This is a genomic window from Streptomyces sp. NPDC051636, from assembly GCF_044453765.1.
GTDB lineage: Bacteria > Actinomycetota > Actinomycetes > Streptomycetales > Streptomycetaceae > Streptomyces.
Genome location: NZ_JBITDA010000016.1, coordinates 70,708 through 91,883, shown reverse-complemented (window position 1 = coordinate 91,883; position 21,176 = coordinate 70,708). Strand labels below are relative to the sequence as shown.

General features: G+C 72.5%; 17 protein-coding genes and 1 tRNA gene. 8 read left to right on the top strand and 10 right to left on the bottom strand.

Features of this window, described 5'->3' with window-relative positions:
• Window positions 1-119: 119 nt before the first annotated feature.
• Window positions 120-192 (bottom strand) — tRNA-Arg (locus ACIBBH_RS26005).
• A gap of 322 nt (window positions 193-514) precedes the next feature.
• Here ACIBBH_RS26005 and ACIBBH_RS26000 point away from each other — a divergent pair.
• From ACIBBH_RS26000 to ACIBBH_RS25985, 4 genes are all read left to right on the top strand, one after another.
• Window positions 515-2,122, top strand: coding sequence for a dynamin family protein (locus tag ACIBBH_RS26000; protein ID WP_399408479.1), 1,608 nt, complete (start codon window positions 515-517; stop codon window positions 2,120-2,122).
• A gap of 231 nt (window positions 2,123-2,353) precedes the next feature.
• Window positions 2,354-4,315, top strand: coding sequence for a GTPase (locus tag ACIBBH_RS25995; protein ID WP_399408477.1), 1,962 nt, complete (start codon window positions 2,354-2,356; stop codon window positions 4,313-4,315).
• 262 nt (window positions 4,316-4,577) lie between these two features.
• On the top strand, window positions 4,578-5,045 hold the full coding sequence (locus tag ACIBBH_RS25990) for a single-stranded DNA-binding protein (RefSeq protein WP_399408475.1): 468 nt from the start codon (window positions 4,578-4,580) through the stop codon (window positions 5,043-5,045).
• A gap of 172 nt (window positions 5,046-5,217) precedes the next feature.
• A complete protein-coding gene (locus ACIBBH_RS25985; RefSeq protein ID WP_399408473.1) occupies window positions 5,218-6,651 on the top strand; it encodes a Cys-Gln thioester bond-forming surface protein in 1,434 nt (477 codons plus the stop codon).
• A 302-nt stretch (window positions 6,652-6,953) separates the two neighbouring features.
• On the opposite strand, the gene ACIBBH_RS25980 is transcribed toward ACIBBH_RS25985, so the two are convergent.
• Both ACIBBH_RS25980 and ACIBBH_RS25975 read right to left on the bottom strand, forming a co-directional pair.
• Window positions 6,954-7,364 (bottom strand): hypothetical protein, encoded by a 411-nt coding sequence (locus ACIBBH_RS25980; RefSeq protein ID WP_399408471.1) that lies wholly within the window; start codon window positions 7,362-7,364, stop codon window positions 6,954-6,956.
• 137 nt (window positions 7,365-7,501) lie between these two features.
• Window positions 7,502-7,678 (bottom strand): hypothetical protein, encoded by a 177-nt coding sequence (locus ACIBBH_RS25975; RefSeq protein ID WP_399408469.1) that lies wholly within the window; start codon window positions 7,676-7,678, stop codon window positions 7,502-7,504.
• A gap of 247 nt (window positions 7,679-7,925) precedes the next feature.
• Between ACIBBH_RS25975 and ettA the strand changes: the two genes are divergently transcribed.
• From ettA to ACIBBH_RS25960, 3 genes are read left to right on the top strand one after another with little or no spacing between them, the layout of a single operon-like run.
• Window positions 7,926-9,590, top strand: coding sequence for an energy-dependent translational throttle protein EttA (ettA, locus tag ACIBBH_RS25970; RefSeq protein WP_399408467.1), 1,665 nt, complete (start codon window positions 7,926-7,928; stop codon window positions 9,588-9,590).
• A 6-nt stretch (window positions 9,591-9,596) separates the two neighbouring features.
• Window positions 9,597-10,007 (top strand): acyl-CoA thioesterase, encoded by a 411-nt coding sequence (locus ACIBBH_RS25965; RefSeq protein WP_399408465.1) that lies wholly within the window; start codon window positions 9,597-9,599, stop codon window positions 10,005-10,007.
• Complete coding sequence (locus ACIBBH_RS25960) at window positions 10,004-10,678, top strand: hypothetical protein (protein WP_399408463.1); 675 nt, start codon at window positions 10,004-10,006, stop codon at window positions 10,676-10,678. The genes ACIBBH_RS25965 and ACIBBH_RS25960 overlap by 4 nt, the downstream gene beginning before the upstream one ends.
• A gap of 10 nt (window positions 10,679-10,688) precedes the next feature.
• Here the strand turns inward: ACIBBH_RS25960 and ACIBBH_RS25955 are convergent, their stop codons facing one another.
• Both ACIBBH_RS25955 and ACIBBH_RS25950 read right to left on the bottom strand, forming a co-directional pair.
• Window positions 10,689-11,318, bottom strand: coding sequence for a hypothetical protein (locus ACIBBH_RS25955; protein WP_399408461.1), 630 nt, complete (start codon window positions 11,316-11,318; stop codon window positions 10,689-10,691).
• A 165-nt stretch (window positions 11,319-11,483) separates the two neighbouring features.
• The gene (locus ACIBBH_RS25950) at window positions 11,484-11,897 is read right to left on the bottom strand and encodes a globin (RefSeq protein WP_399408459.1); all 414 of its coding nucleotides are present in this window, start codon (window positions 11,895-11,897) and stop codon (window positions 11,484-11,486) included.
• Window positions 11,898-11,974: 77 nt separating this feature from the next.
• On the opposite strand from ACIBBH_RS25950, the gene ACIBBH_RS25945 reads away from it, so the two are divergent.
• Window positions 11,975-12,964: a methyltransferase domain-containing protein gene (locus ACIBBH_RS25945; protein WP_399408458.1), complete on the top strand. Its 990-nt coding sequence runs from the start codon at window positions 11,975-11,977 to the stop codon at window positions 12,962-12,964.
• A gap of 7 nt (window positions 12,965-12,971) precedes the next feature.
• Here ACIBBH_RS25945 and ACIBBH_RS25940 read toward each other — a convergent pair whose 3' ends face one another.
• The 5 genes from ACIBBH_RS25940 to ACIBBH_RS25920 all read right to left on the bottom strand — a co-directional run bounded on the left by ACIBBH_RS25940 (window position 12,972) and on the right by ACIBBH_RS25920 (window position 21,128).
• Complete coding sequence (locus ACIBBH_RS25940; protein WP_399408456.1) at window positions 12,972-14,354, bottom strand: FHA domain-containing protein; 1,383 nt, start codon at window positions 14,352-14,354, stop codon at window positions 12,972-12,974.
• 48 nt (window positions 14,355-14,402) lie between these two features.
• Window positions 14,403-15,749 (bottom strand): VWA domain-containing protein, encoded by a 1,347-nt coding sequence (locus ACIBBH_RS25935; protein WP_399408454.1) that lies wholly within the window; start codon window positions 15,747-15,749, stop codon window positions 14,403-14,405.
• A gap of 100 nt (window positions 15,750-15,849) precedes the next feature.
• Complete coding sequence (locus ACIBBH_RS25930) at window positions 15,850-17,283, bottom strand: PP2C family serine/threonine-protein phosphatase (RefSeq protein ID WP_399408452.1); 1,434 nt, start codon at window positions 17,281-17,283, stop codon at window positions 15,850-15,852.
• A gap of 3 nt (window positions 17,284-17,286) precedes the next feature.
• The gene (locus ACIBBH_RS25925; protein ID WP_399408450.1) at window positions 17,287-19,806 is read right to left on the bottom strand and encodes a tetratricopeptide repeat protein; all 2,520 of its coding nucleotides are present in this window, start codon (window positions 19,804-19,806) and stop codon (window positions 17,287-17,289) included.
• The gene (locus ACIBBH_RS25920; protein ID WP_399408448.1) at window positions 19,803-21,128 is read right to left on the bottom strand and encodes a hypothetical protein; all 1,326 of its coding nucleotides are present in this window, start codon (window positions 21,126-21,128) and stop codon (window positions 19,803-19,805) included. The genes ACIBBH_RS25925 and ACIBBH_RS25920 overlap by 4 nt, the downstream gene beginning before the upstream one ends.
• Between the last annotated feature and the right edge of the window lie 48 nt (window positions 21,129-21,176).

The following is a 21,176-nucleotide window of genomic DNA, read 5'->3' as shown; positions in this document are numbered from 1 at the left end:
AACCCCGATGTCGGGGTATGTATCCACGATCGTGGACAGTCAAGGCGCTTGGTCTCACAGCGATGTGCATCCGGACATCAAAGAACCCCTCACGCGTTTTCGCAGGGAGAGGGTGTGTGCGCCCCCGGCAGGACTCGAACCTGCGGCCAAGCGCTTAGAAGGCGCCTGCTCTATCCACTGAGCTACGGGGGCCGGGTGTGGTGGCCTCGTACCTGGTGCCCGGGTGTGGGCTGATCCGTGACGTTGCCGGGGACAAGGATAGGGCTCCCGGATCCTTGACCCTGTCGCTTCGCCTCCGTGGCTCGATGTGGAGGTTCGGTGAAGCGGTCCTGATAATCGCAGGCAGGTACGAATCGTGCACCGCTTTTGACGTCCGAACGCGGCGGGTGTTGTGCACTCGTTATGCCTGGACTGTGCCCGCGTCCCAGTCGCCCCTTAGTTCCGTTGTGTCCCTTCGGCGCGCAGACATGTCTATATGCTTCAGAATTCCCCCAAAATTGGGCATTCTTCGCATGTGGTGACCTTGGACGTACGGCCTCAGCTGCTCGACGCACTCTCCACCCTGCGCGACCGTGTCGCCGCCGCACGCTTCCCGCTGCCCCTGGCGGGGGCCCCACGCGCGCGTGCCAACCGCGACGAACTGCTCGCACAGCTCGACGACTACTTGGTGCCCCGCTTGCGGGAGCCCGAAGCGCCGTTGCTGGCAGTCGTGGGAGGTTCGACCGGGGCGGGCAAGTCGACGCTGGTCAACTCGCTCGTGGGGCGACGGGTCAGCGAGGCTAGCGTGCTGCGGCCGACGACCAGGACGCCGGTGCTGGTCTGCAACCCGGAGGACCATCACTGGTTCAGCGGGATGCGGGTGCTGCCCGACCTCACGCGCGTGTGGAGGCCCCAGCAGGACACGGGGGACGACCTCGCGATTCCCGGGGAGGATCCGGGGCGCGTGCTGCGGATCGAGACCGCCGACAGCCTCCCGCGCGGGCTCGCCCTGCTCGACGCGCCCGACATCGACTCCCTGGTCGCCGACAACCGCGTCCTGGCGGCCGAACTGATCTGCGCGGCCGACATCTGGGTGATGGTGACCACGGCCGCCCGCTACGCCGACGCGGTGCCCTGGCATCTGCTGCGGACCGCCAAGGAGTACGACGCCACCCTGGTGACCGTCCTCGACCGGGTGCCCCACCAGGTGGTCTCCGAGGTCTCGCGGCAGTACGGGGCGCTGCTCGCCAAGGCCGGCCTCGGCGACGTACCCCGGTTCACCGTGCCGGAGCTGCCCGAGTCGGCCTGGGGCGGGGGCCTGCTGCCGGGCACCGCCGTGGCGGCGCTGCGGGCCTGGCTCGTCCAGCAGGCGCAGGATTCCGGGGCCCGGCAGCGCGTCATGGCACGTACGGCGTACGGCCTCCTCGACTCGCTCAAGTCGCGCCTGCCCGAGCTGGCGAGCGCCGCCGCCGCCCAGTACGCGGCCGCCCTGCGGCTGACGGCCGCCGTCGACGCGGCGTACGACAGCGAGCACGCGCGCGTACGGGGGCGACTGCAGGCCGGGGCCGTACTCGCCGGGGACGCGCTGAAGCGCTGGCGTGCCTTCCCGCTCGACTGCACCGCCCGAGAGCTCCTCGACGCCCTGGCGGAGAGCCTGGCGGCACTGCTGCTGTGCTCCGTCACCGCCGCCGACGAGCGCGTGGACGACGCCTGGCGGCGCGAGCCGGCCGCGGACGCCCCGGGGCTCGCGGACCGGGATCCGTCCCTGGCGAGCGCCGAGCACCGCATCGGCCTGGCCGTACGGCGGTGGCGGCGCGAGCTCGAGGAGTACGCCGAGGACGAGGTGCGCGAGCTGGACCGCAGCGTCGCCCCGGACCCGGAGGCCGTCGCCGCCCTGGTCGCCACCGCGCTGCTGGGCGGCCGGCGGGCGCGCTCCGCCGGCGAGGGGCTCGGTGAGCGGATCGGCGCCCACGGCGCGCTGCGGCTGCGCGACCGCGCCGGACGGCTGCTCACCGACTACGTGGACCGGGTCATGCACGGCGAACGCGAACGCCGCCTCGCCCCGCTCGACGGCCTGGCGGTCCGTCCCGAGCCCCAGGCCGAACTCATCGCCGCGCTGTCCGTACTGCAGAAGGAGAGGTGACCGGTGACCGCCGTCACTGACCAGGACCACAGGGGCCACGTCGATCACGTGGATCACGTCGATCACATGGGTCGCTTGGATCACGTGGAAAACCTGGATGCCGTCGACCCCGGCGATCGCAGTGCGGATCGCAGCACCGAACGGAGTACCGAACGCAGCGCAGAACGGAGCGCGGAACGGAGCGCGGAACGGATTCCGGAACGCACTGCTCGCAACGATCACCTGGATCACATGGACGACAACAGGCACGCCGGTCCCCCCGCCGAGGTCTCCCCGCACCAGGCGCCCGGCCCCGAGGACCGCGGCAACGGCGTCCCCGGTGACGGCGGTCCGGACAGCACCTCCCGTCCGGGCCGCCCCGATGAGGCCTCCGCGAAGGCTGCGGAGAACGCGTCGGGGAAGGCCGAGGACGAGCAGGCGAACAACGGTCAGCACGCGCGCGTGCGGGACGACGGCGGCCCCGAACCGGAGGCCGGCCCCGCGGACGTCTGGGACGACGGCCTCATCGCCCGGCGGGTGACCGAGGCCACCGCCGCTGCTGCCGCCGAGCAGAGCCCCGCCTTCGAGCCCAGGAAACCCAGCGCCCAGACGGTGACCCCCCTTGCCTACGACGGTCCGCTGCGCTCACGCCTCGACGCCCTGCGCGAACTGGTCGGGCTCTCCCGCACCCGGCTCGACGGCCGCGCGCTCGCCGAGGCGGGCCGGGTCCTCGACGAGGCGGCGGCGCGCCGCAAACTCTCCGGCCAGCACACCGTCGTAGCCATCGCGGGTGCCACCGGCAGCGGCAAGTCGCAGCTGTTCAACGCCCTCGCCGGGGTGACCATCTCGGAGACCGGCGTACGGCGGCCGACCACCGCCGCGCCCATCGTGTGCAGCTGGAGCGACGGCGCGGCGACCCTGATCGACCGGCTCGGCATCCCCGGACGGCTGCGCCGGCGCCCGATGCACAGCCCGGAGAACGACGGTCAGCTGCGCGGACTGGTCCTCGTCGACCTGCCCGACCACGACTCCGCGGCCGTCGAGCACCGTGAGCAGGTGGACCGCATCCTGAGGCTGGTCGACGCGGTCATCTGGGTGGTCGACCCGGAGAAGTACGCCGACGCGGTGCTCCACGAGCGCTATCTGCGGCCTCTGGCGGGCCACGCGGAGGTCATGTTCGTCGTCCTCAACCAGGTCGACCGGCTTCCCGGCGAGGCCGCCGACCAGGTCCTCGACGACCTGCGCCGGCTGCTCGACGAGGACGGCGTCGCCCTGGGGGAGTACGGCGAACCGGGCGCGATCGTGCTCGCCCTGTCCGCGCTCACCGGCGACGGCGTGGCTGACCTGCGCGAGGCGCTCGGGGAGTTCGTGGCCGAGCGCGGGGCGGCTGCCCGGCGTATCGCGGCCGACGTGGACGCCGCGGCGGTCCGGCTGCGGCCCGTGTACGGCACCGGGCGGCGCGCCGGTCTGAGCGAGGACGCGCGGGAGGAGTTCGCCGACCGCCTCGCGGACGCCGTGGGCGCCACCGCCGCCGGCGAGGCCGCCGAACGCGCCTGGCTGCGCAACGCCAACCGGGCCTGTGGCACGCCCTGGCTGCGGCTGTGGCGGTGGTGCCAGGGCCGGCGCGAACCCATGACGGGACGGCTTCCCGCGCGCCCCCCGGCGGAAGAGGAGGCCACAGCCCGCCAGCGGGTCGAGCAGGCTGTGCGCACAGTGGCCGACCGGGCCTCGGCGGGGCTGCCCACGCCCTGGGCGCAGGCGGTGCGCGAGGCGGCCGTCCGCGGGTCCCAGGGACTGTCCGAGGCGCTGGACGACCTGGCGGCGCGGGCCGGACTGCCGCCCGGGCGTCCGCCGCGGCCGGGCTGGTGGCCGGTGGCCGTACTGGTCCAGGCGGCCATGACCCTTCTGCAGATCGTGGGCGGGCTGTGGCTGCTGGGGCAGATCGTCGGCGTCATGGCGCCCAACCTGGGCGTGCCGGTGCTGCTGATGGTCTCCGGCATCGTCGGTGGCCCGCTCGTCGAGTGGAGCTGCCGGATCGCGGCACGCGGCCCGGCACGGCGGTACGGCCTGGATGCGGAACGCCGGCTGCGGGAGGCGGCCGCGGGCTGCGGCCGGGCCCGGGTGCTCGATCCGGTGGCCGCGGAGCTGCTGCGGTACCGGGAGGTGCGGGAGCAGTACGGGAGGGTGACGAGAGCGGGGGCCACGGTGAGGTGACCCCTGACGTGCTGGGCCGCCCTCTGACGTGCGGGATGTGAACCACTCGCCCGGGTGACGGAGTTCTCCACAGTCTCCCGGTGGTCCACAGCGCTCGGCGGGCCCGGCCCGACGGCGGCAGTCTGGTCCCGCGGCGATCGCGACGCACGACGCGGCAGTACGACGCGGCGGCACGCGACCGACGCACCGGACGCAGCCGTACGGGACGGGCCCGTACGCGTATCCGCTCGGCGGTGACGACCGGGCGAGGGAGGGATTCGCGATGAACGAGACGATGGTGTGCGCGGTGGGCAATGTGGCGACGAACCTGACGTACCGGGAGCTGGCCTCGGGCCCGTCGGTGCGGTTCCGGCTGGCGGTGACGTCGCGCTACTGGGACCGCGAGAAGAGCGCCTGGACGGACGGCCACACGAACTTCTTCACGGTGTGGGCCAACCGGCAGCTCGCGGTCAACGCGGCGGCCTCGCTGAACCTGGGCGATCCCGTCGTGGTCCAGGGCAGGTTGAAGGTGCGCGAGGAGGCGCGCGACGGGGGGCAGAAGTGGGCCTCCGCGGACCTCGACGCCGTGGCGATCGGCCACGACATGGCCCGCGGGACCTCGGCCTTCCTGCGCACGCCCAAGCCGGAGGCGGTCCAGCGACGACCGGAACCCGCCTGGGAGACACCGTCCGTGAACGCAGACGGCGACGCTCCGGTACAACAGCAGGCGCAGACCGTAGCGGTGACGTGACGTCAGCCACAGCCGCGATAACGATTCCGAGTCGGATCGGTCATCCGACGATATGACCACCGAGCGCGGTGCGCTTGATCCATAGGATGCCGGGCGTAGCTCTCGAGGCTGCTGATTCTGCTGGTGGGACCGTTCCCCCCACAACAACGGGTCCTGCTCGAAGGGGAATTTAGTGCTTTCTGCGTTCTCTGGGCTCTCGGGGCCCGCCGGAGCGTCCGCGCCGTCCGCGCTCGGCGCGGGCGTGCGCCGCCTCGCCACCGCGGCCCTGGTCGGCGGACTGGCGGCCGCCGGTGTGCTGACCGGTGCCGGTGCGGCCACCGCCGGCGAGGCGCCGCAGCACCAGGGCGGGGCGACCGCCACCATAGGCGGCCTGAAGACGTACGGCGACGCCGTGATCCACGAGGACGGCGGCGAGCAGCGGGTGTCCGCGGGTCTGTTCGAGATGTCCGTCGAGGGCGGCGGCACCCTGCATACGTACTGCGTCGACCTGGACAACCCCACGCAGAAGGACGCCAAGTACCAGGAGACGCCCTGGAGCGCCACCTCGCTCGGCACCAACAAGGACGCCGGCAAGATCCGTTGGATCCTGCAGAACTCCTACCCCCAGGTCAACGACCTCGCGGCGCTCGCCGACCGGGCGGGCGCCCACGGTCTCACCGAGCAGGACGCCGCGGCCGGCACACAGGTCGCCATCTGGCGCTACTCCGACGGCGCGGACGTCGACGCCGTGGACCCGCAGGCCGAGAAGCTCGCGGACTACCTGGTCAAGAGCGCCCGCTCCGTGGCGGAGCCCGAAGCCTCCCTCACCCTCGACCCGCCCGCGGTCTCCGGCCGACCCGGCGGACTCCTCGGCCCGGTGACGGTGCACACCAACGCGCGCAGCGTGACGGTGACACCCCCGGCGGACGCGGCGATCACCGGCGTACGGATCGTCGACAAGACCGGCAAGCCGGTCACCTCGGCGTCGGACGGCAGCCGCCTGTTCTTCGACGTCCCGGAGAAGGCCGCCGACGGCTCCGCCGAGCTGACCGTGCAGGCGTCGACCACCGTCCCGGTCGGCCGTGCCTTCACTTCCGACAGCCGCAGCCAGACCCAGATCCTGGCCGGCTCCAGCGAGTCGACGGTCTCCGCGCCCGCCGCCGCCGACTGGGCCGCGAAGGGCGCGATACCGGCCCTGTGGGCCCGCGAGAACTGCGCCAGGGGCAGCCTGGACATCACCGGGACCAACACCGGCGACAAGCCGTTCACCTTCTCGCTGATGGAGACCGACTACACCATCCCCGAGGGCACCTCCCGCACGGTGACGATCCCCCTCCAGGAAGACCAGGCATACGACTTCACGATCACCGGCCCGAACGGCTTCGAGCAGCGCTTCACCGGCGTCCTGGACTGCAAGCCCCAGTCCGCCGAAACCGGCGACGCCGTCCAGACCCTCAGCGAGCCCAGCCCCGCGTCGGTGGGCGGCACCGCCGGCGACACCAACCTGGCCGCGACGGGCGGCTCCAGCGTGACGCCGCTGATCGCGGGGGTGGCCATTGGGCTGGTGGTCATCGGGGGTGGGGTGCTGGTGCTGCTCCGCCGACGGGAGACGACGACGGGGCGCTGAGCGATCGACGCGGTCTCCACGGGGTGGCACGTTCGATCAGCGAACTGCCGGGCCCCGGACCGAAGAAGCGAGGCGGCCCCATCCCTTCCATGGCCTTGCGCGGCAGCGCTTCCTGCTCCGCGGGATCGGACCCGTGCGGATCAAGCACGCTGAAGCCGTGGAGGCCGATGCTGTCCGCGTCGATGTCATCGGGCCCGGGCCGACAGTCCGGGAACTCTGCCATGGGCGACTGCCACGTGGACGGCCGACAGCGTCCAAGCGCTCGGCCGCAGGTTCGAGGCCTGCCGGGAGCCAGCGCAGCGTTACGTCAAGCTCCGGTCCCGTCGTCCGTCTCGACTCGCGGAGGCGATCACAGCGGAAATGACGGCGGTCACGATGAAGCTTCCCATCATGACCATCCCCACGCCGACCATGAAGAGGCCGCTGGAGTCGTCCGACCAGTCGTCATAGGCGGCAACGGTCAGGCCGGCCGTGGTGCCGAACACAGCACCTGCGCCGTAGCGCCGGGATGCCGCCCAGCACACCGGTGCCAGCAGAGTCAGCACCAGCCCGATCACCTGCCACGCCTCGTAGGGGCCCGTCGTCGTACCACCGGGTTGCACGTCACGATTCTGGTCCCAGCCCAGCCAGGCAGCCCACGCCGCCAGCGATACCCCGGCCAGTGCGATGATCGGCAACAGTTGGAGAACGGGTTTCAGCAGTCCTTGGCGCATGGTCCAAGCGTTTCGGCTCGCCCCGTCGCCGACCAGAGCGCACGTACTCAGTTCTGCGCGAGTACATCAGCCACGGGCAGGCGGAGATCCGGCCGCACCTGGGGCACCCGGTCACGGCCGGCGCGGTCTACGGTCCACTACCAGTGGACGCGGCCGGGGTCGTCCAGATCGATGTCCGGCAGACCCGCCCGTCGCACCAGCCTCCGCAGGCCGCGCGGCGACCATGCCTGGCCTACGGCTTCACCCCGGACACGCACGGCCCGCAAGCCTCGGTCGTCCGGGGCCTCCACTACGACGAGAGGGTGGTTGCTCATGAAGCAAAGGGTGACCAGGCCGTCGCGGCCACCCCTGCAATGACGCGCGCCCGCACCTCAAGGGGACCCCGCCGGGCTGGCCCGACTGACTTCCGAGCTGGCTGACCGACGGTCGAGCTACCGCCCGCAGCAGCGAAACGCCAGGTCACAGCCCCCCAACCAGACGGGTTACCACCCAGGGCTGGCCGTCAGGCAAGATGGGGTGTATCTGCCCACTGCCAGATTTCAAGCTGCCGGACGGTTTCTCTTGGCTGAGTTCATTTACACCATGCGCAAGGCGCGCAAAGCGCACGGCGACAAGGTGATCCTCGATGACGTCACCCTGAACTTCCTGCCGGGGGCGAAGATCGGCGTCGTCGGCCCGAACGGTGCCGGTAAGTCGACCGTGCTGAAGATCATGGCCGGGCTGGAGCAGCCGTCGAACGGTGATGCCTTCCTCTCCCCCGGCTACAGCGTCGGCATCCTGCTCCAGGAGCCCCCGCTGACCGAGGACAAGACGGTCCTGGAGAACGTTCAGGAGGGCGTCGCCGAGATCAAGGGCAAGCTCGACCGGTTCAACGAGATCGCCGAGCTGATGGCCACGGATTACTCCGACGCCCTGCTCGACGAGATGGGCAAGCTGCAGGAGGAGCTCGACCACGCCAACGCCTGGGACCTCGACGCTCAGCTCGAGCAGGCCATGGACGCGCTCGGATGCCCGCCCGGGGACTGGCCCGTCACCAACCTCTCCGGTGGTGAGCGGCGCCGCGTCGCGCTGTGCAAGCTGCTCCTGGAGCAGCCCGACCTGCTGCTGCTCGACGAGCCCACCAACCACCTCGACGCCGAGTCGGTGAACTGGCTGGAGCAGCACCTGGCCAAGTACGACGGCACCGTCGTGGCCATCACCCACGACCGGTACTTCCTCGACAACGTCGCCGAGTGGATCCTCGAGCTGGACCGCGGGCGCGCCTACCCCTACCAGGGCAACTACTCCACCTACCTCGAGACCAAGTCCGCCCGCCTCAAGGTCGAGGGGCAGAAGGACGCCAAGCGGCAGAAGCGGCTCAAGGAAGAGCTGGAGTGGGTGCGGTCCAACGCCAAGGGGCGGCAGGCCAAGTCCAAGGCGCGTCTGGCCCGGTACGAGGAGATGGCCGCCGAGGCCGAGAAGATGCGGAAGCTGGACTTCGAGGAGATCCAGATCCCGCCGGGTCCGCGGCTCGGCAACGTCGTCGTCGAGGTCAACAACCTCAACAAGGCCTTCGGCGAGAAGGTCCTCATCGACGATCTGAGCTTCACCCTTCCCCGTAACGGCATCGTCGGGGTCATCGGGCCCAACGGCGCCGGCAAGACCACCCTCTTCAAGATGATCCAGGGGCTGGAGACGCCCGACTCCGGCAGCATCAAGGTCGGCGACACCGTCAAGATCTCGTACGTCGACCAGAGCCGCGAGAACATCGACCCGAAGAAGACGCTGTGGGCCGTCGTCTCCGACGAGCTCGACTACATCAATGTGGGGCAGGTGGAGATGCCCTCGCGTGCTTACGTCTCCGCCTTCGGCTTCAAGGGTCCCGACCAGCAGAAGCCGGCCGGCGTCCTCTCCGGTGGTGAGCGCAACCGGCTCAACCTCGCGCTCACCCTGAAGCAGGGCGGCAACCTGCTGCTCCTCGACGAGCCGACCAACGACCTGGACGTCGAGACCCTCTCCAGCCTCGAGAACGCGCTGCTGGAGTTCCCGGGCTGCGCCGTCGTCGTCTCCCACGACCGGTGGTTCCTCGACCGCGTCGCCACGCACATCCTCGCCTACGAGGGTGACTCCAAGTGGTTCTGGTTCGAGGGCAACTTCGAGTCGTACGAGAAGAACAAGATCGAGCGGCTCGGGCCGGACGCCGCGCGTCCGCACCGCGCCACCTACAAGAAGCTGACCCGGGGCTGATCGATCTTGCGCCACATCTACCGCTGCCCGCTGCGCTGGTCGGACATGGACGCGTACGGCCACGTCAACAACGCGGTCTTCATCCGCTACCTGGAGGAGGCCCGTATCGACTTCTTGTTCCGCCCGGAAAAGGAGTTCAAGCAGGGGTCCGTGGTGGCGCGCCATGAGATCGACTACAAGCGGCAGCTCGTCCACCGGCACCATCCGGTGGACGTCGAGCTGTGGGTCACCGAGATCAGGGCCGCGTCCTTCACCATCACCTACGAGGTGAAGGACGATGACCTGATCTATGTACGGGCCTCGACAGTGGTGGTGCCGTTCGACTTCGAGGCCCAGCGGCCGCGCCGCATCACCGCGGAGGAACGGGAGTTCCTCCGGGAGTACATGGACGACGAGGAGGAGGCCGTCGCCGCATGACGGTGCTCCATCTCGCCGACGACGTGGAGGCGGCCGACCTCGCCGCCTTCCTGTCCCGGCTGCTCCACTACGACCGTTCGGCCGCCGTGCGCCTGCAGGCGGCGGGGACCGCGCTCGCCGTGTTCGGGCGGCCGCCGTCCTTCGAGGTGCTGGCGATCCGTGCGGTGCGGCTCGCCAAGCCGTACGAGAACGGGCTCGACGTCACGCTCGATGTGACCGTGTCCGCCGGTGAGCTGCTGGAGTCCGTGGACGAGTCGGCGGCCACGGCCGTCGTGCCGGCCGCGGTGACCGGGCCGCCGTGGGCCGGGGTGCTGCCGCCGCGCGGGGGCTGGCGGCCGGAGCCGGGGCTGCCCCCGGCGGACTCCCTGCGGGCGATGGTCGGCGCCGCGGTCGCCGAATTCCGGTCCCGTACGGATGAGTTGGGGCCGGAGCGGCGAACGCGGGTGGTGCTCGACGCGATCGGGCGGGACATCTGGTCCCGGACGGTCGGGGAGACGTCCTTGCCGGTGCGGGCCGTGCACGCGGCTCAGTCGCTGGGGTTCCTGCGGCCGGCTGGGGCCCAGGAACTCGCGTTGCTGTCGTCGGGGGCCTGGCTGCGGCTGCGTACGCCCTACGGGTCTATCGCCGTGCGGCGCAGCGGGCTCGGGGGGCTGGGCGTCAGCGTGCGCTGAGTCCCGCCGGTCACTCTTCTTCGCTGTCGTCCGGCCACACGCCGACGTCTGTCCGGTTCCAGTTCCAGGGCGACGCGGTCGCCGGCGCGGGCCGGTACAGCCCCGTCACGCGCACCCGTACCGGCGGGCCGTCCAGCCGGTCGGCCAGGGTGTGCCGGGCGCCGGGCGCCAGCCCCGGCCGCTGGGCGGCGGTCTGCGGCAGCGCCACCTCCGCCGGACCGTGCGGAAGCCGTCCGGCGACCAGCCGCACCTGCGTGCGGTCCAGCGCCGCGACGTAGGTGAAGGCGGGCTCTCCCGGAGCGCTCCGCGCGGGACTGGAGCGAGCGGGGCAGCGAGTACGGGCCGGCCGCACCAGGGTCCGCACGGTCACCGGCAGCCCGTCGAAGGTCCGCCGGGCCCCCTTCCCTACGGCGGCGTCGGCCGCCGCACGTTGCCCCCGCGGCACCTCTGCCTTGACGATCAGTGCGGTGTCGGCGGCGTTGCGCGGGTCGGCGAGGGAGTGGCGCAGGGCCGCGTCACCGATCGCGCCCGCGTACGCGGTGAGCGTCGCCAGCACCGCCGTGGTCAGCAGGGCGGCGAGCAGCGCGGCGGCGAGCGGCAGGCGGTGCGCCCGCGCACGTAAGACGACGAACCCCCGCACCCGGCCCCGTCCGGCCCCCGTCCGGCCCCCGTTGTCCGCACCTCCCGGCGATGCTGTCAGAGAGGGCGGACGGGGGGGGGGGTAAGCGGTTGCGCGGCGGGCTTGACCGGATTGTGACCGATTCCGGCGTCGTACGACCGGAATCCAGGGCTCAGCCGACGCTGGTCATTCGGCGGTGTTGATCATCGATGCGGCCGCGTACGTCAGGTAGTTCCACAGCTGGTGCTCGTGCTCCTCGGACAGGCCCAGCTCGTCGACGGCCGCCCGCATGTGCCTCAGCCAGGCGTCGTGCGCCGCCCGGTCAACGGTGAAGGGGGCGTGGCGCATGCGCAGGCGGGGGTGGCCGCGGTTGTCGCTGTACGTCGTCGGACCGCCCCAGTACTGGATGAGGAAGAGCGTCAGCCGTTCCTCGGCCGGGCCCAGGTCCTCCTCCGGGTACATCGGCCTGAGCAGCGGGTCCTCGGCCACTCCCTGGTAGAAACGGTGGACCAGCCGGCGGAAGGTCTCCTCCCCGCCGACCTGCTCGTAGAAGGTCTTCTCCTGAAGCGTGCCGCGCCGAATCTCTTTCACGTACCCCATGGTCTCAGACCCGCAGACCCAGGACTGAGGGCTTAGGACCACTCGCCTCCGGCCGCCCGGCGCCGCACAGTGGACGCATGGGCGCTCACGCTCTCGACAGGGACCTGGACGATCTGGACGACCTCGCCGCCGCCGCGCGGGCCGCGCTGGTGCGGGAGATCGACGCGAGCGGGGTCTGGGACGCCGACCCGGTGTGGCGGGAGGCGTTCGCGGCGGTACCGCGGCACCTCTTCGTGCCGTACTACTACGTCGGCGTCGCCGGCGGATACGAACGCAGATGGGGTGAGAGCCCGGACCGCGGGGCGCGGGAGCGCTGGCTGCGCGGGGCCTACGCCGACACTCCGCTGGCCACCCGGCTCCGCGACGGCGAACTGCTCTCCTCAAGCAGCCAGCCCTCGCTGATGGCACAGATGCTCGTGGAGCTTCAGGTGGCGGACGGCGACCGCGTGCTGGAGATCGGCGCGGGCACCGGCTACAACGCGGCCCTGCTCGCCCACCGGCTCGGCGACGACCTGGTCACCACCGTCGACCTGGAGCCGGAGATCACCGAGTCGGCGCGGCAGCACCTGGCCGCCGCCGGGTACCACCCGGTCGTGGTCACCGGCGACGGGGCGCGCGGAGTTCCCGAACGCGCCCCCTTCGACCGGATCATCGCGACCTGTGCCCTGCCGTCCGTGCCGCGCGCCTGGGTGGCGCAGTGCCGTCCCGGCGGGCGGATCCTGACGCCGCTCGCCACCGGCCTGGTCGCGCTGAACGTGCGGGACGCCGGGCACGCCGAGGGCCACTTCCTGGCCACGCCCGCCTACTTCGTCCCGCTGCGCGGCGAGCACCGGCCCGAGCCGGGGCCGGCGTCCTTCGAAGGGCTGCCGCGCCGGGCCCGCGAGCAGGACCTGTTCCGTTTCCTGCTGGCGCTGGCCGGGGGCACCCTCGATCCCCGGGAGGCGTACGCGCTGTGGGAGCGCGAGGGCATGCCGCGGCGCGAGCGGTACGGCATCACGGTCGTCGGCGACCGCGAGTGGGCGTGGCTGGACGATCCGGAGGGGCCGCACACCTGGCCCCTCCCCTGAGGGGCTCTCAGCCCCTGCGGATCGTGATCGTCGTCCAGGCGCCCACGTGCACCCGGTCGCCGTCCCGCAGCGGCACCGGCACGAAGGGCTGGATCGGCTCCTCCGAGCCGTTGACCGTCGTGCCGTTGGTCGAGTTCTGGTCGACGACCGCCCAGCTGCCGTCCGGCTGCTGGACCAGCACCGCGTGCTGGTGCGAGACGCCCGGGTCCTCCGGCGGCACCGACAGGTCGATGTCGGGGGTGTCGCCGGTGGAGTGGCGGCGGCGGCCGATCGTCACCTGGTTGCCGGTGAGCGTGCGCTGCTGCTCGGGCGAGTACGCGGGCAGGTTCAGGCCCGTGGCCTCGGGGCCGGAGCGCTGCATCATCGCCATGAAGTACTCGCGGTCCGGGCCGATGGTCGCCGTCCAGGTGGCCGGTCCCTGGGGCGCCTGCGGCGCCTGCGGGAAGCCCGGGCCGGACGGGGCCTGGGTGGCGCCGGGCTGCGGATAGCCGTAGCCGCCGCCCGGGCCGGACGGGCTGGAGCCCGACGGCGGGGAGATGACCCAGTCGTCCTCACCGCCGCCGAAGGACGGACCGCCCGCCGGGGGCCGGCGGGTCTCCTGCGGGAAGGCGGGCGGGGCAGGTGGAGCGGCCTGCTGGAACCCGGGCGGGGGACCACCGGCCGTGGCACCGGGCCCGGCGGGCGGGCCGGGCGGCGGCGGAACCGGCCGCGACGGGCCGCCACCGTAGCCACCGGGGCCGGGAGGGTTGGGCGGGCCGGGGTGACCGGCGGGACCCTGACCGCCGCCGAAGCCGGACGGTCCGGGACCGCCCTGGCCGGGACCGCCCGGTCCACCGGGGCCGCGCCCGCCGCCGAAGCCCGACGGACCGGGACCCTGGCCGGGACCGCCCTGACCGCGCTCGTTCCCGAACGGTGTCGGCCCCGAGGGCTCGCTGCCGAAGGGGTTCGGCGGGATCGGCTCGGCGGGACGGTTCATCTGGGACGGGCGCGAGCCCTGGTACTCGTACGACTCGCCGCCGCCACCGTAGGACGGGCCGGGCGGCTGGAAGCGGGGGGCGGCCGGGCCGGGCGCGGGCGTGCGCGGGGCGGCCGGGGTGTACGAAGTGGCCGTGTTGGTCAGGAAGTTCCAGCGGCACTCCTCGCAGAACGGCGCACCGCCCTCGCGGGGCGTGCGGCACTGCGGGCAGAGCTCGGGCTCATGGTTCGGCACGGGGGACAGGTGGCGTCCGCCGGGCTGGCCGCCCTGGCCGGGAGGCGGCGGGAATCCGTACCCGCCGCCGGACGGGGGCGGCGGCGGAGGGGGCGGAGGTACGGCACCGGCCATGCGGTGACCGCAGACCTCGCACCAGTCGTCGGAACCCGACTGGTGTCCGTTCGGGCAGGTCGGCATGTCGGCGCTTCCCCCTCTCTCGCAGGGTCCTGCTGAGTCGTTCTTACGTCACTTCTTTACACGAACAGTCTTTGTGGACCGTGTCTCGAGAGTCATCTCGTCGGCCTCCTCGACCTTCGCTTTCAGTCGCACAGTACCTGTCGCGGCGTCGACCACGTCGACCACCTTCGCAAGCAGTTTCGCAGTATCCGCGTTCCCCGAGGCACTGGCGAGCTGAACGGCCCGCCCCAGTTTGGCCGTTGCGCCATCGAAATCTCCAGCTTTGCGAAGATCGAGCCCTTGTTGGATGGCCTGTGCCAGTTCGGCCTGGCCGGTGTAGTGGGCGACCTGCGGGTTGATCGAGGTGGAGGCGGTCATGTCGTCGGTCCACACGGCCCGTACGAGGCCCTGGGCGCCCAGATTCTGGGCCGTTCCGCCGGATTGCGGGATGACCAGGGACACCCGGGCGGCCAGCATCTCCTGGCCGATGCCCGCCGCGGGGACCTCGACGCACACGTGGTAGTCACGGGACTCGTCTCCCCAGGAGCCGGTGGGGTAGTCCCCGGCGCGCGGGCCCGCCTCGGTGCGGCGGTCGGTCAACTCCTCGACCGTGGGGGCTACTTGCTTGACGAACTTGATGGTGGTGCCGACCGGTGTCCACAGCCTGAGGGCGACGTCCGCGACCTCCTTGCCCATGGCCGTCTCCATCATCCGTGTGAAGTCGGCGGCGAGACCGGCCGGGTCGGCGACGATGTCGGCGGTGCCGAGCAGCGCGGAGGCGATGCCTGTGACTTCTTTCACTTCCCAGTCGGTGCCCACGCCCCGCGTGTCACAGGTGAAGCGTCCGGCGCATTCGTCGAGGGCCGCCCTCAGATCCTCCGGCGACTCGTGCTCGTTGCGGCCGTCGGTGAGCAGGATGCCGTGCCGGATCGCGACGTCCGCCGAGGACAGCAGGCGGTCGGCGAGCCGCAGCCAGGTCCCGATGGCCGTACCGCCACCCGCGCTGAGCCGGCGCAGCGCCTGCTTGGCCTGCTCGCGGGTGGTGGTGTCGGCCACCGCGAGCCGGCCGCCGCCCGGATAGACCTCCTTGGCCACGTGCGTGCCGCCGATCACCGCGAAGTGCACCCCGTCGCGCAGGGTGTCGATCGCGGCGGCCGTGGCGTCCCGGGCGTTGCGCATCTTGGTCGGCGGGTAGTCCATCGAGCCCGAACAGTCGACCATGATCGCCACGGCGGCGGACGGGCCCTGGCCGGGCGCGTACACGTGGGGTGCTGCCACCGCGCTCCCGATGGTGCCGCCCCCGGTGGCCGACACCGTGACGATCGCGTTGACCTCGCGGCCGCCCTCCGGCAGGTACGCGTTCTGGTACACGTCCACCGAGAACTGCGGCACGTTCGACTTCGAGAAATTGGCCATGCTTACTCAAATCCCCCCTCGGACGCCCTGTCGGCGCAGGGCGGTGACGGTGAACGGACCGGTCCCCTCCGGTCTGTTCGGGCTTCCGCGCGGTATGCCCTCAGGCCGATCCTGCCCCTTGCGGCGGGGCAGGGAACGGCAGGACGGCCACTGTTACGTTGTCGTGGCCCCCGCCGTCCAGGGCGTGGCCGACCAGGACCCGGGCGCCGTGCAGCGGGCGGGCGGCGGCGTCGAGGGGCACGACCTCGGACATCTCCTCGGCCGTCTCCGCGTAGTTCCACAGGCCGTCCGTGCAGACCACCACCACACCCGCCCGGTCCGGCTTGAAGGAAGCGGTGTGCGGCTCCAGTTCGTAGGCGTCCGCGCCGAGCCAGCCGGTGATGGCGTGGGCGCGCTCGTCGGCGTACGCCTCCGCCTCGCTCATCAGTCCCGCGGCGACCATCTGCGCGGCCCAGGAGTCGTCCTCGGTGAGCCGGGCCGGGGGCGCGCCGCGGTCCAGCGGCACCCAGTAGACGCGGCTGTCGCCGACCCAGCCGACGACCAGCAGCCCGGAGGTGACGACCGCGCCGACGATCGTGCAGGCGGGGGCGTTCTGGTGCACGGCGTGCTCGCGGGCCGAGTCGGACTCCTCGGCGAGGGCGTTGACCGCCTGCGAGGCGGCGACGATCGCGTCGTGCATGGCCTGCTGCGGATGCGTGCCGTGCGGCAGGGCGGCCAGCAGCGACTCGCCCGCCGCCCGCGACGCGGCCAGCGAGGCGTCGTCGGGGCGGGTCGCCGAGGAGACGCCGTCACAGACGATCGCCAGGGCCGCGGGCGAGCCGTCGGGCAGCGCGGTGTGGCCGACGGCGAAGGCGTCCTCGTTGCGGTGGTGGCGCAGCCCGCGGTCGCTGACGGCGGCGACCGGGCCGCACTCCTGCTCCATGTGGTCGCGTTCGCGGGGCTGGGCGTGCCCGCAGTTCTCGCAGTAGCCGTCGCTGTCCACCCGGCCCGCCCGGCAGGCCACGCACACCTTGGCCTCCTCGGCCGCGCTCGCCACCCGCGGATCGGGCGCCTGCAGCGGATAGTCGTCGGGCTGCGGCGGCCGGTCGAAGCGGACACCGGAGGCCGGGGAATCCGGTGAATCGGGGGAGTCCGGGAAGCCGGGCGGCGGCGTGGCGGCACCGGTCGCCGCGGGGACGGCCGGGGGAGCGGCCGGGGGCGGCGGGACAGCCGGAGGCGCGGGGGTGGCGGGTGGCAGCGGGGAGCCGCCCGAGTGGGTGCCCGGCAGGTCCGTCGGCAGGTGCACCGCCGCCGGGGCGGCGGAGCCGTCCGGGGGCTGCACGACGGGCCAGGCGGTGCCCTGGCCGGGGGCCCGGCCGGGTTCCTGCCCGGGCCCGCCCGAGCCGTTCATGGTGAGCGTCGGGTGGTCCTGCGGTGGCGGGGGCACCACCGACAGGTCGTACCCGCACACACCGCAGAAACGGTCATCCGACTCGAGCGGCTCAGCGCAGTTCGGGCACTGCGACAGTGCGGCCTGCTGGGGCATCTGCGACATCAACTACACCCACGTCCGGGGGCGGTAACGGTTGGCCCGTTCCACCAGGTCGATCCTCTCCTCGCCGCCGGGCGCCAGCCGGGCCAGCGTGCGGTACGCGCGCTCCAGGCCGAAGCGCAGGCCCCGCTCGTCCAGACCGCTGCCGAGCAGCACCCTGCCGCCCGCGGCGGGCTGGGCGCCCTGGCCCCCGGAGAGTATCCAGTCGAGCGCGCTGCCGAGCACTTCCGCCGACAACTGCTCGCGCCGCGCCGGGTCCAGACCGTACGCCTGCAGCGCCTCGACCTGGGCCGCGGCGGCGGTCAGGTCCTCCAGGAACGGTACGTCGGAGGCGGTCGCCGCGCGCTGCCTGAGCCGCGCCCGTACGGCGGCCACGCGGGCGGCCGTGTAGTGGATGGAGGACTCCGGCACCGACTCCAGCGTCCGTACGGCCGCCCACCGGTCCCCGGCCGCGAGCTGGACGCGGGCCAGGCCGAACGCCGCGCTGACATGGCTCGGGTCGGTCGACCACACCAGGCGGTAGTACTCGGCGGCGTTGTCCAGCTGGCCGAGCACCTCCGCGCACAGGCCGAGCGCCAGCTTGGGCGCGCTCTCGCCGGGGAAGGCGTCGTAGACCGCGTCGAAGGACAGCGCGGCACCCTGGAAGTCGCCGGTCACCAGCGCGGCCACGCCCCGGTACCACACCACCCGCCAGTCGTCGGGCCGCTCCTCCTCCAGCTTCGCCAGGGACATCAGCGCGGCCTGGGAGTCGCCGTTCTCCAGCCGGGCGCGGATCTGCGCCAGCCGCGTCTCCACGGTCTGCTGCGGTGCCGCCGTCAGCGCGCCGATCAGCTCACCCGGCGCGGAGGTCATCAGGCCCGCCAGGAAACCCGCGTTGGGATCGGCCGGGTCGACGTGCGGCGCCGGCAGGGCGAGCGCGGCTGCCGGGGTGGGGACGGGCTTGACGAGTCCCGGGCCGCCGCCGTCGGCAGTGCCCGCGAGCGCGGGGGAGTGGGGCGGGGCAGGAGGCGTGGGCCCCTGGTTCACCCGCGGCGCTCTCGTCCCCAGCCGCGACACGTCCCCGTCCAGCTTCGGGAACAGCTCGGTGTCGGTGACCTTCACCTCGGGTCCGAACAGCGTCGACAGCGCGGGCCGGGGGCGGCCCGTCTGCAGCGACACGACCTCCCGCAGCACGCCCGTCAGCTGCTCGGACATCTCCTGCGCGGAGGCGAACCGGCGGTCCGGGTCGGGGTCCGTGGCGCGGACCAGGAGGCGGTAGAAGGACTCGTACTGGCGGAAGACCTCGATGGTGTCCGGGTCGGGCAGGGAGTCCACGAAGACGTTCGTGTAGCCCTGGAAGTCGAAGGTGAGCACCGCGAGCGTACGGCCCACCGTGTACAGGTCGGACGCCACCGACGGGCCGACCTCGGCGACCTCCGGCGCCTGGTAGCCCACCGTGCCGTAGATCGCCGACTCGTCGTCGTCCATGCGGCGCACCGCGCCCATGTCGATCAGCTTGAGCTGGTCCTCGGTCTGGATGGCGTTGTCGACCTTGAAATCGCAGTACAGCAGGTTGCGGCTGTGCAGATGGCCGAGCGCCTCCAGGGCCTCGATGCCGTACGCGCACGCCTGCTCCACCGGCAGCGGGTCCCGCTTGCCGTCCGGGGTGCGGCGGGCGTTGGCGATCTCTTTCAGGGACCTGCCGCCGACGTACTCCATGACGATGTAGCCGTCGAGGGAGCCGGTGCGCTGGTCGAGGTGCTCCACGAAGTTGTAGATCCGCACGATGTTGGCGTGCTCGATCTCCGCGAGGAAGCGCCGCTCGGAGATCGCGGCGGCCATCGCGTCCTGGTCGCCGGTGTCCAGCAGGCCCTTGAGCACCACCCAGCGGTCGGAGACCGCGCGGTCCACCGCGAGGTAGATCCAGCCCAGGCCGCCGTGCGCGAGGCAGCCCACGACCTCGTACTGGCCGTGCACGATGTCGCCGGCCTTGAGCTTCGGCACGAAGGAGTACGGGTGCCCGCACTTGGTGCAGAAGCCCTCCGTGCGCCCGGGCCGCTCACCGCGCGCCCGGCCGACCGGCGCCCCGCAGTCCGAGCGCGAGCAGAACCGCTTGCGCTCGGGCACCTCCGGGTTCTCCAGCACCATCGCGCGCGGGTCGGGCCGCGGCACCTGCGGGACGGTGACCAGCCCGGCGCCCAGCCGGCTGCGCCCCGACGACCCGGCGGCCGAACCGGAGCTGCGCACCGACACCGAGCGGCCCGTCGACGTGCCCGACACGGAGCGGGAGAGCCGTCCGGACACCGAACGGCGGGACTTCGACGAGTGCGACGAGGTGCGCGCACTGCGGCTGCTGGAGCGCGCGCTGGAGCTGCCGGAGGAGCCCTTGCCGCCGCCGGTGATCCCGGTGGGCGGCGAGCCCACCATGCCGGTCGCCGACACGACCGGGGCGAGACCGCAGGTGTCGCAGTACAGCTCGCCGCCGCCCACGTCCTCGTAACCGCCCTCGCAGCCCGGCCGCTGACACGCCTGCTGTGCCTGACTCACGCCTGGTTCCCCCTACGGTCCTCTTGGCCGCCCTGCTGTGGCACGCGCGGTGCGGCGAGCAGTTCGGCGGCCGCCTGCTGGTAGCGCAGGACGGCCTGTTCGGCGACGCGCAGGTCGCAGGGCGCGCTCCACAGCATGCGGCGCGCCGCGTCGTAGCGCTCGATGAGGAACGGGTCCTCGGCGAGCCCGTGCCGGGCGACCTTCGCCTTGTACGCGTCGAGACGGCCGCGCAGTTCGGCACGGACCGCCAGGGGCGCGGTGACCGCGGTCAACGACTCGCGGGCACGCAGCAGTTCGTCCTCCGCCTTCTGCTCCAGGGACTCAAGGAGCGGGGAGAGACGGTGCCACTGGGCCTGTCTGCGGTACTCGGCGGCCGTCGCCAGCTGCTCCTGCAGCACGGTCGGCGGGCCGCTGACCACGGGCACCTCCGTCGCGGCGATCTTCGCCAGCACCTCGCCGCGCGCGGTGCGGGCCTCGGCGAGCGTGCGGTCCGCGCGGGAGAGCACGTCCCGCAGCCGCACCAGCCGCTGCTCGGCGTCCTGACGGACCGTCAGGACGGCGTCGATCTCACGGCGTACGTCCTCCAGGGCGCGCGCCTCACGGTCGTACACCGTGGTGTCCGGCCGGCCGCCGCCCGGCGCCGAACTGCCCTCGGCCGGCACCCAGAAGGCGAGCGGGTCGGAGACCACCTGCTCGCGCAGTTTCGTCAGGGTGCGCGTGATGCGTTCCAGGTCGTCGCCCGCCGGGTGCTCGCCGGGGCGCACGCCGACCGAGTACGCCAGCTTGCGGGTGCGCTGGAGCTCCGCGGCCAGTAAATCGATCCGGGCGGGCAGCGCCGACCAGACGGCGTCGGCGGCGACGACCATGTCCAGCGAGCGCGCGTACAGCTCGTTCATCCGGTCCACCAGCGTCGCCAGCGAGAACCGCTCGCTGAGCCGGCCCGAAGCGGACAGCAGCGTCGGCGCGTTCGCCGCCGCGCTGCCCGCGACCGTGACGGACTCCCCGCGCAGCAGTTCGGTCAGCTCCACCAGGTCCTCGCGGCTGGACCACCGGCGCCGGGCGCGGATCTCCCGGGCGCCGCGCAGCGCGGCCGTGTACGCGTCGAAGTACGCCCACAGCAGCGTGATCGACGCCTCCGTGGCCGCCCAGCGCTCCTTGGTGACGCCGGTGAGCTCGGCGCCTTCGAGGAGTCTGCGGCCCGCGTGGTCCTGCAGGGCGAGCAGCGAGGTCTCGATCGCCTCGTGTTCCGCGCCGAGCCGCGCCAGCGCACGGTCCACCTCGTCCCGGTCCATCACCGGCCCGGCGGGGTCCGTGACGCCCATCGATCACCTCTCGCTTGCTTGGTCCTGAGTCTGCTGAAGTTCATGCCC

What these genes read in the sequence shown, in the direction of transcription:
- ACIBBH_RS25995 (WP_399408477.1), top strand. Translation starts at nt 2,354, where the DNA reads ATGGACGACAACAGGCACGCCGGTCCCCCCGCCGAGGTCTCCCCGCAC.
- ACIBBH_RS25990 (WP_399408475.1), top strand. Translation starts at nt 4,578, where the DNA reads ATGAACGAGACGATGGTGTGCGCGGTGGGCAATGTGGCGACGAACCTG.
- ACIBBH_RS25980 (WP_399408471.1), bottom strand. Translation starts at nt 7,364, where the DNA reads ATGCGCCAAGGACTGCTGAAACCCGTTCTCCAACTGTTGCCGATCATC.
- ACIBBH_RS25975 (WP_399408469.1), bottom strand. Translation starts at nt 7,678, where the DNA reads ATGAGCAACCACCCTCTCGTCGTAGTGGAGGCCCCGGACGACCGAGGC.
- ACIBBH_RS25960 (WP_399408463.1), top strand. Translation starts at nt 10,004, where the DNA reads ATGACGGTGCTCCATCTCGCCGACGACGTGGAGGCGGCCGACCTCGCC.
- ACIBBH_RS25950 (WP_399408459.1), bottom strand. Translation starts at nt 11,897, where the DNA reads ATGGGGTACGTGAAAGAGATTCGGCGCGGCACGCTTCAGGAGAAGACC.
- ACIBBH_RS25945 (WP_399408458.1), top strand. Translation starts at nt 11,975, where the DNA reads ATGGGCGCTCACGCTCTCGACAGGGACCTGGACGATCTGGACGACCTC.
- ACIBBH_RS25940 (WP_399408456.1), bottom strand. Translation starts at nt 14,354, where the DNA reads ATGCCGACCTGCCCGAACGGACACCAGTCGGGTTCCGACGACTGGTGC.
- ACIBBH_RS25935 (WP_399408454.1), bottom strand. Translation starts at nt 15,749, where the DNA reads ATGGCCAATTTCTCGAAGTCGAACGTGCCGCAGTTCTCGGTGGACGTG.
- ACIBBH_RS25930 (WP_399408452.1), bottom strand. Translation starts at nt 17,283, where the DNA reads ATGTCGCAGATGCCCCAGCAGGCCGCACTGTCGCAGTGCCCGAACTGC.
- ACIBBH_RS25920 (WP_399408448.1), bottom strand. Translation starts at nt 21,128, where the DNA reads ATGGGCGTCACGGACCCCGCCGGGCCGGTGATGGACCGGGACGAGGTG.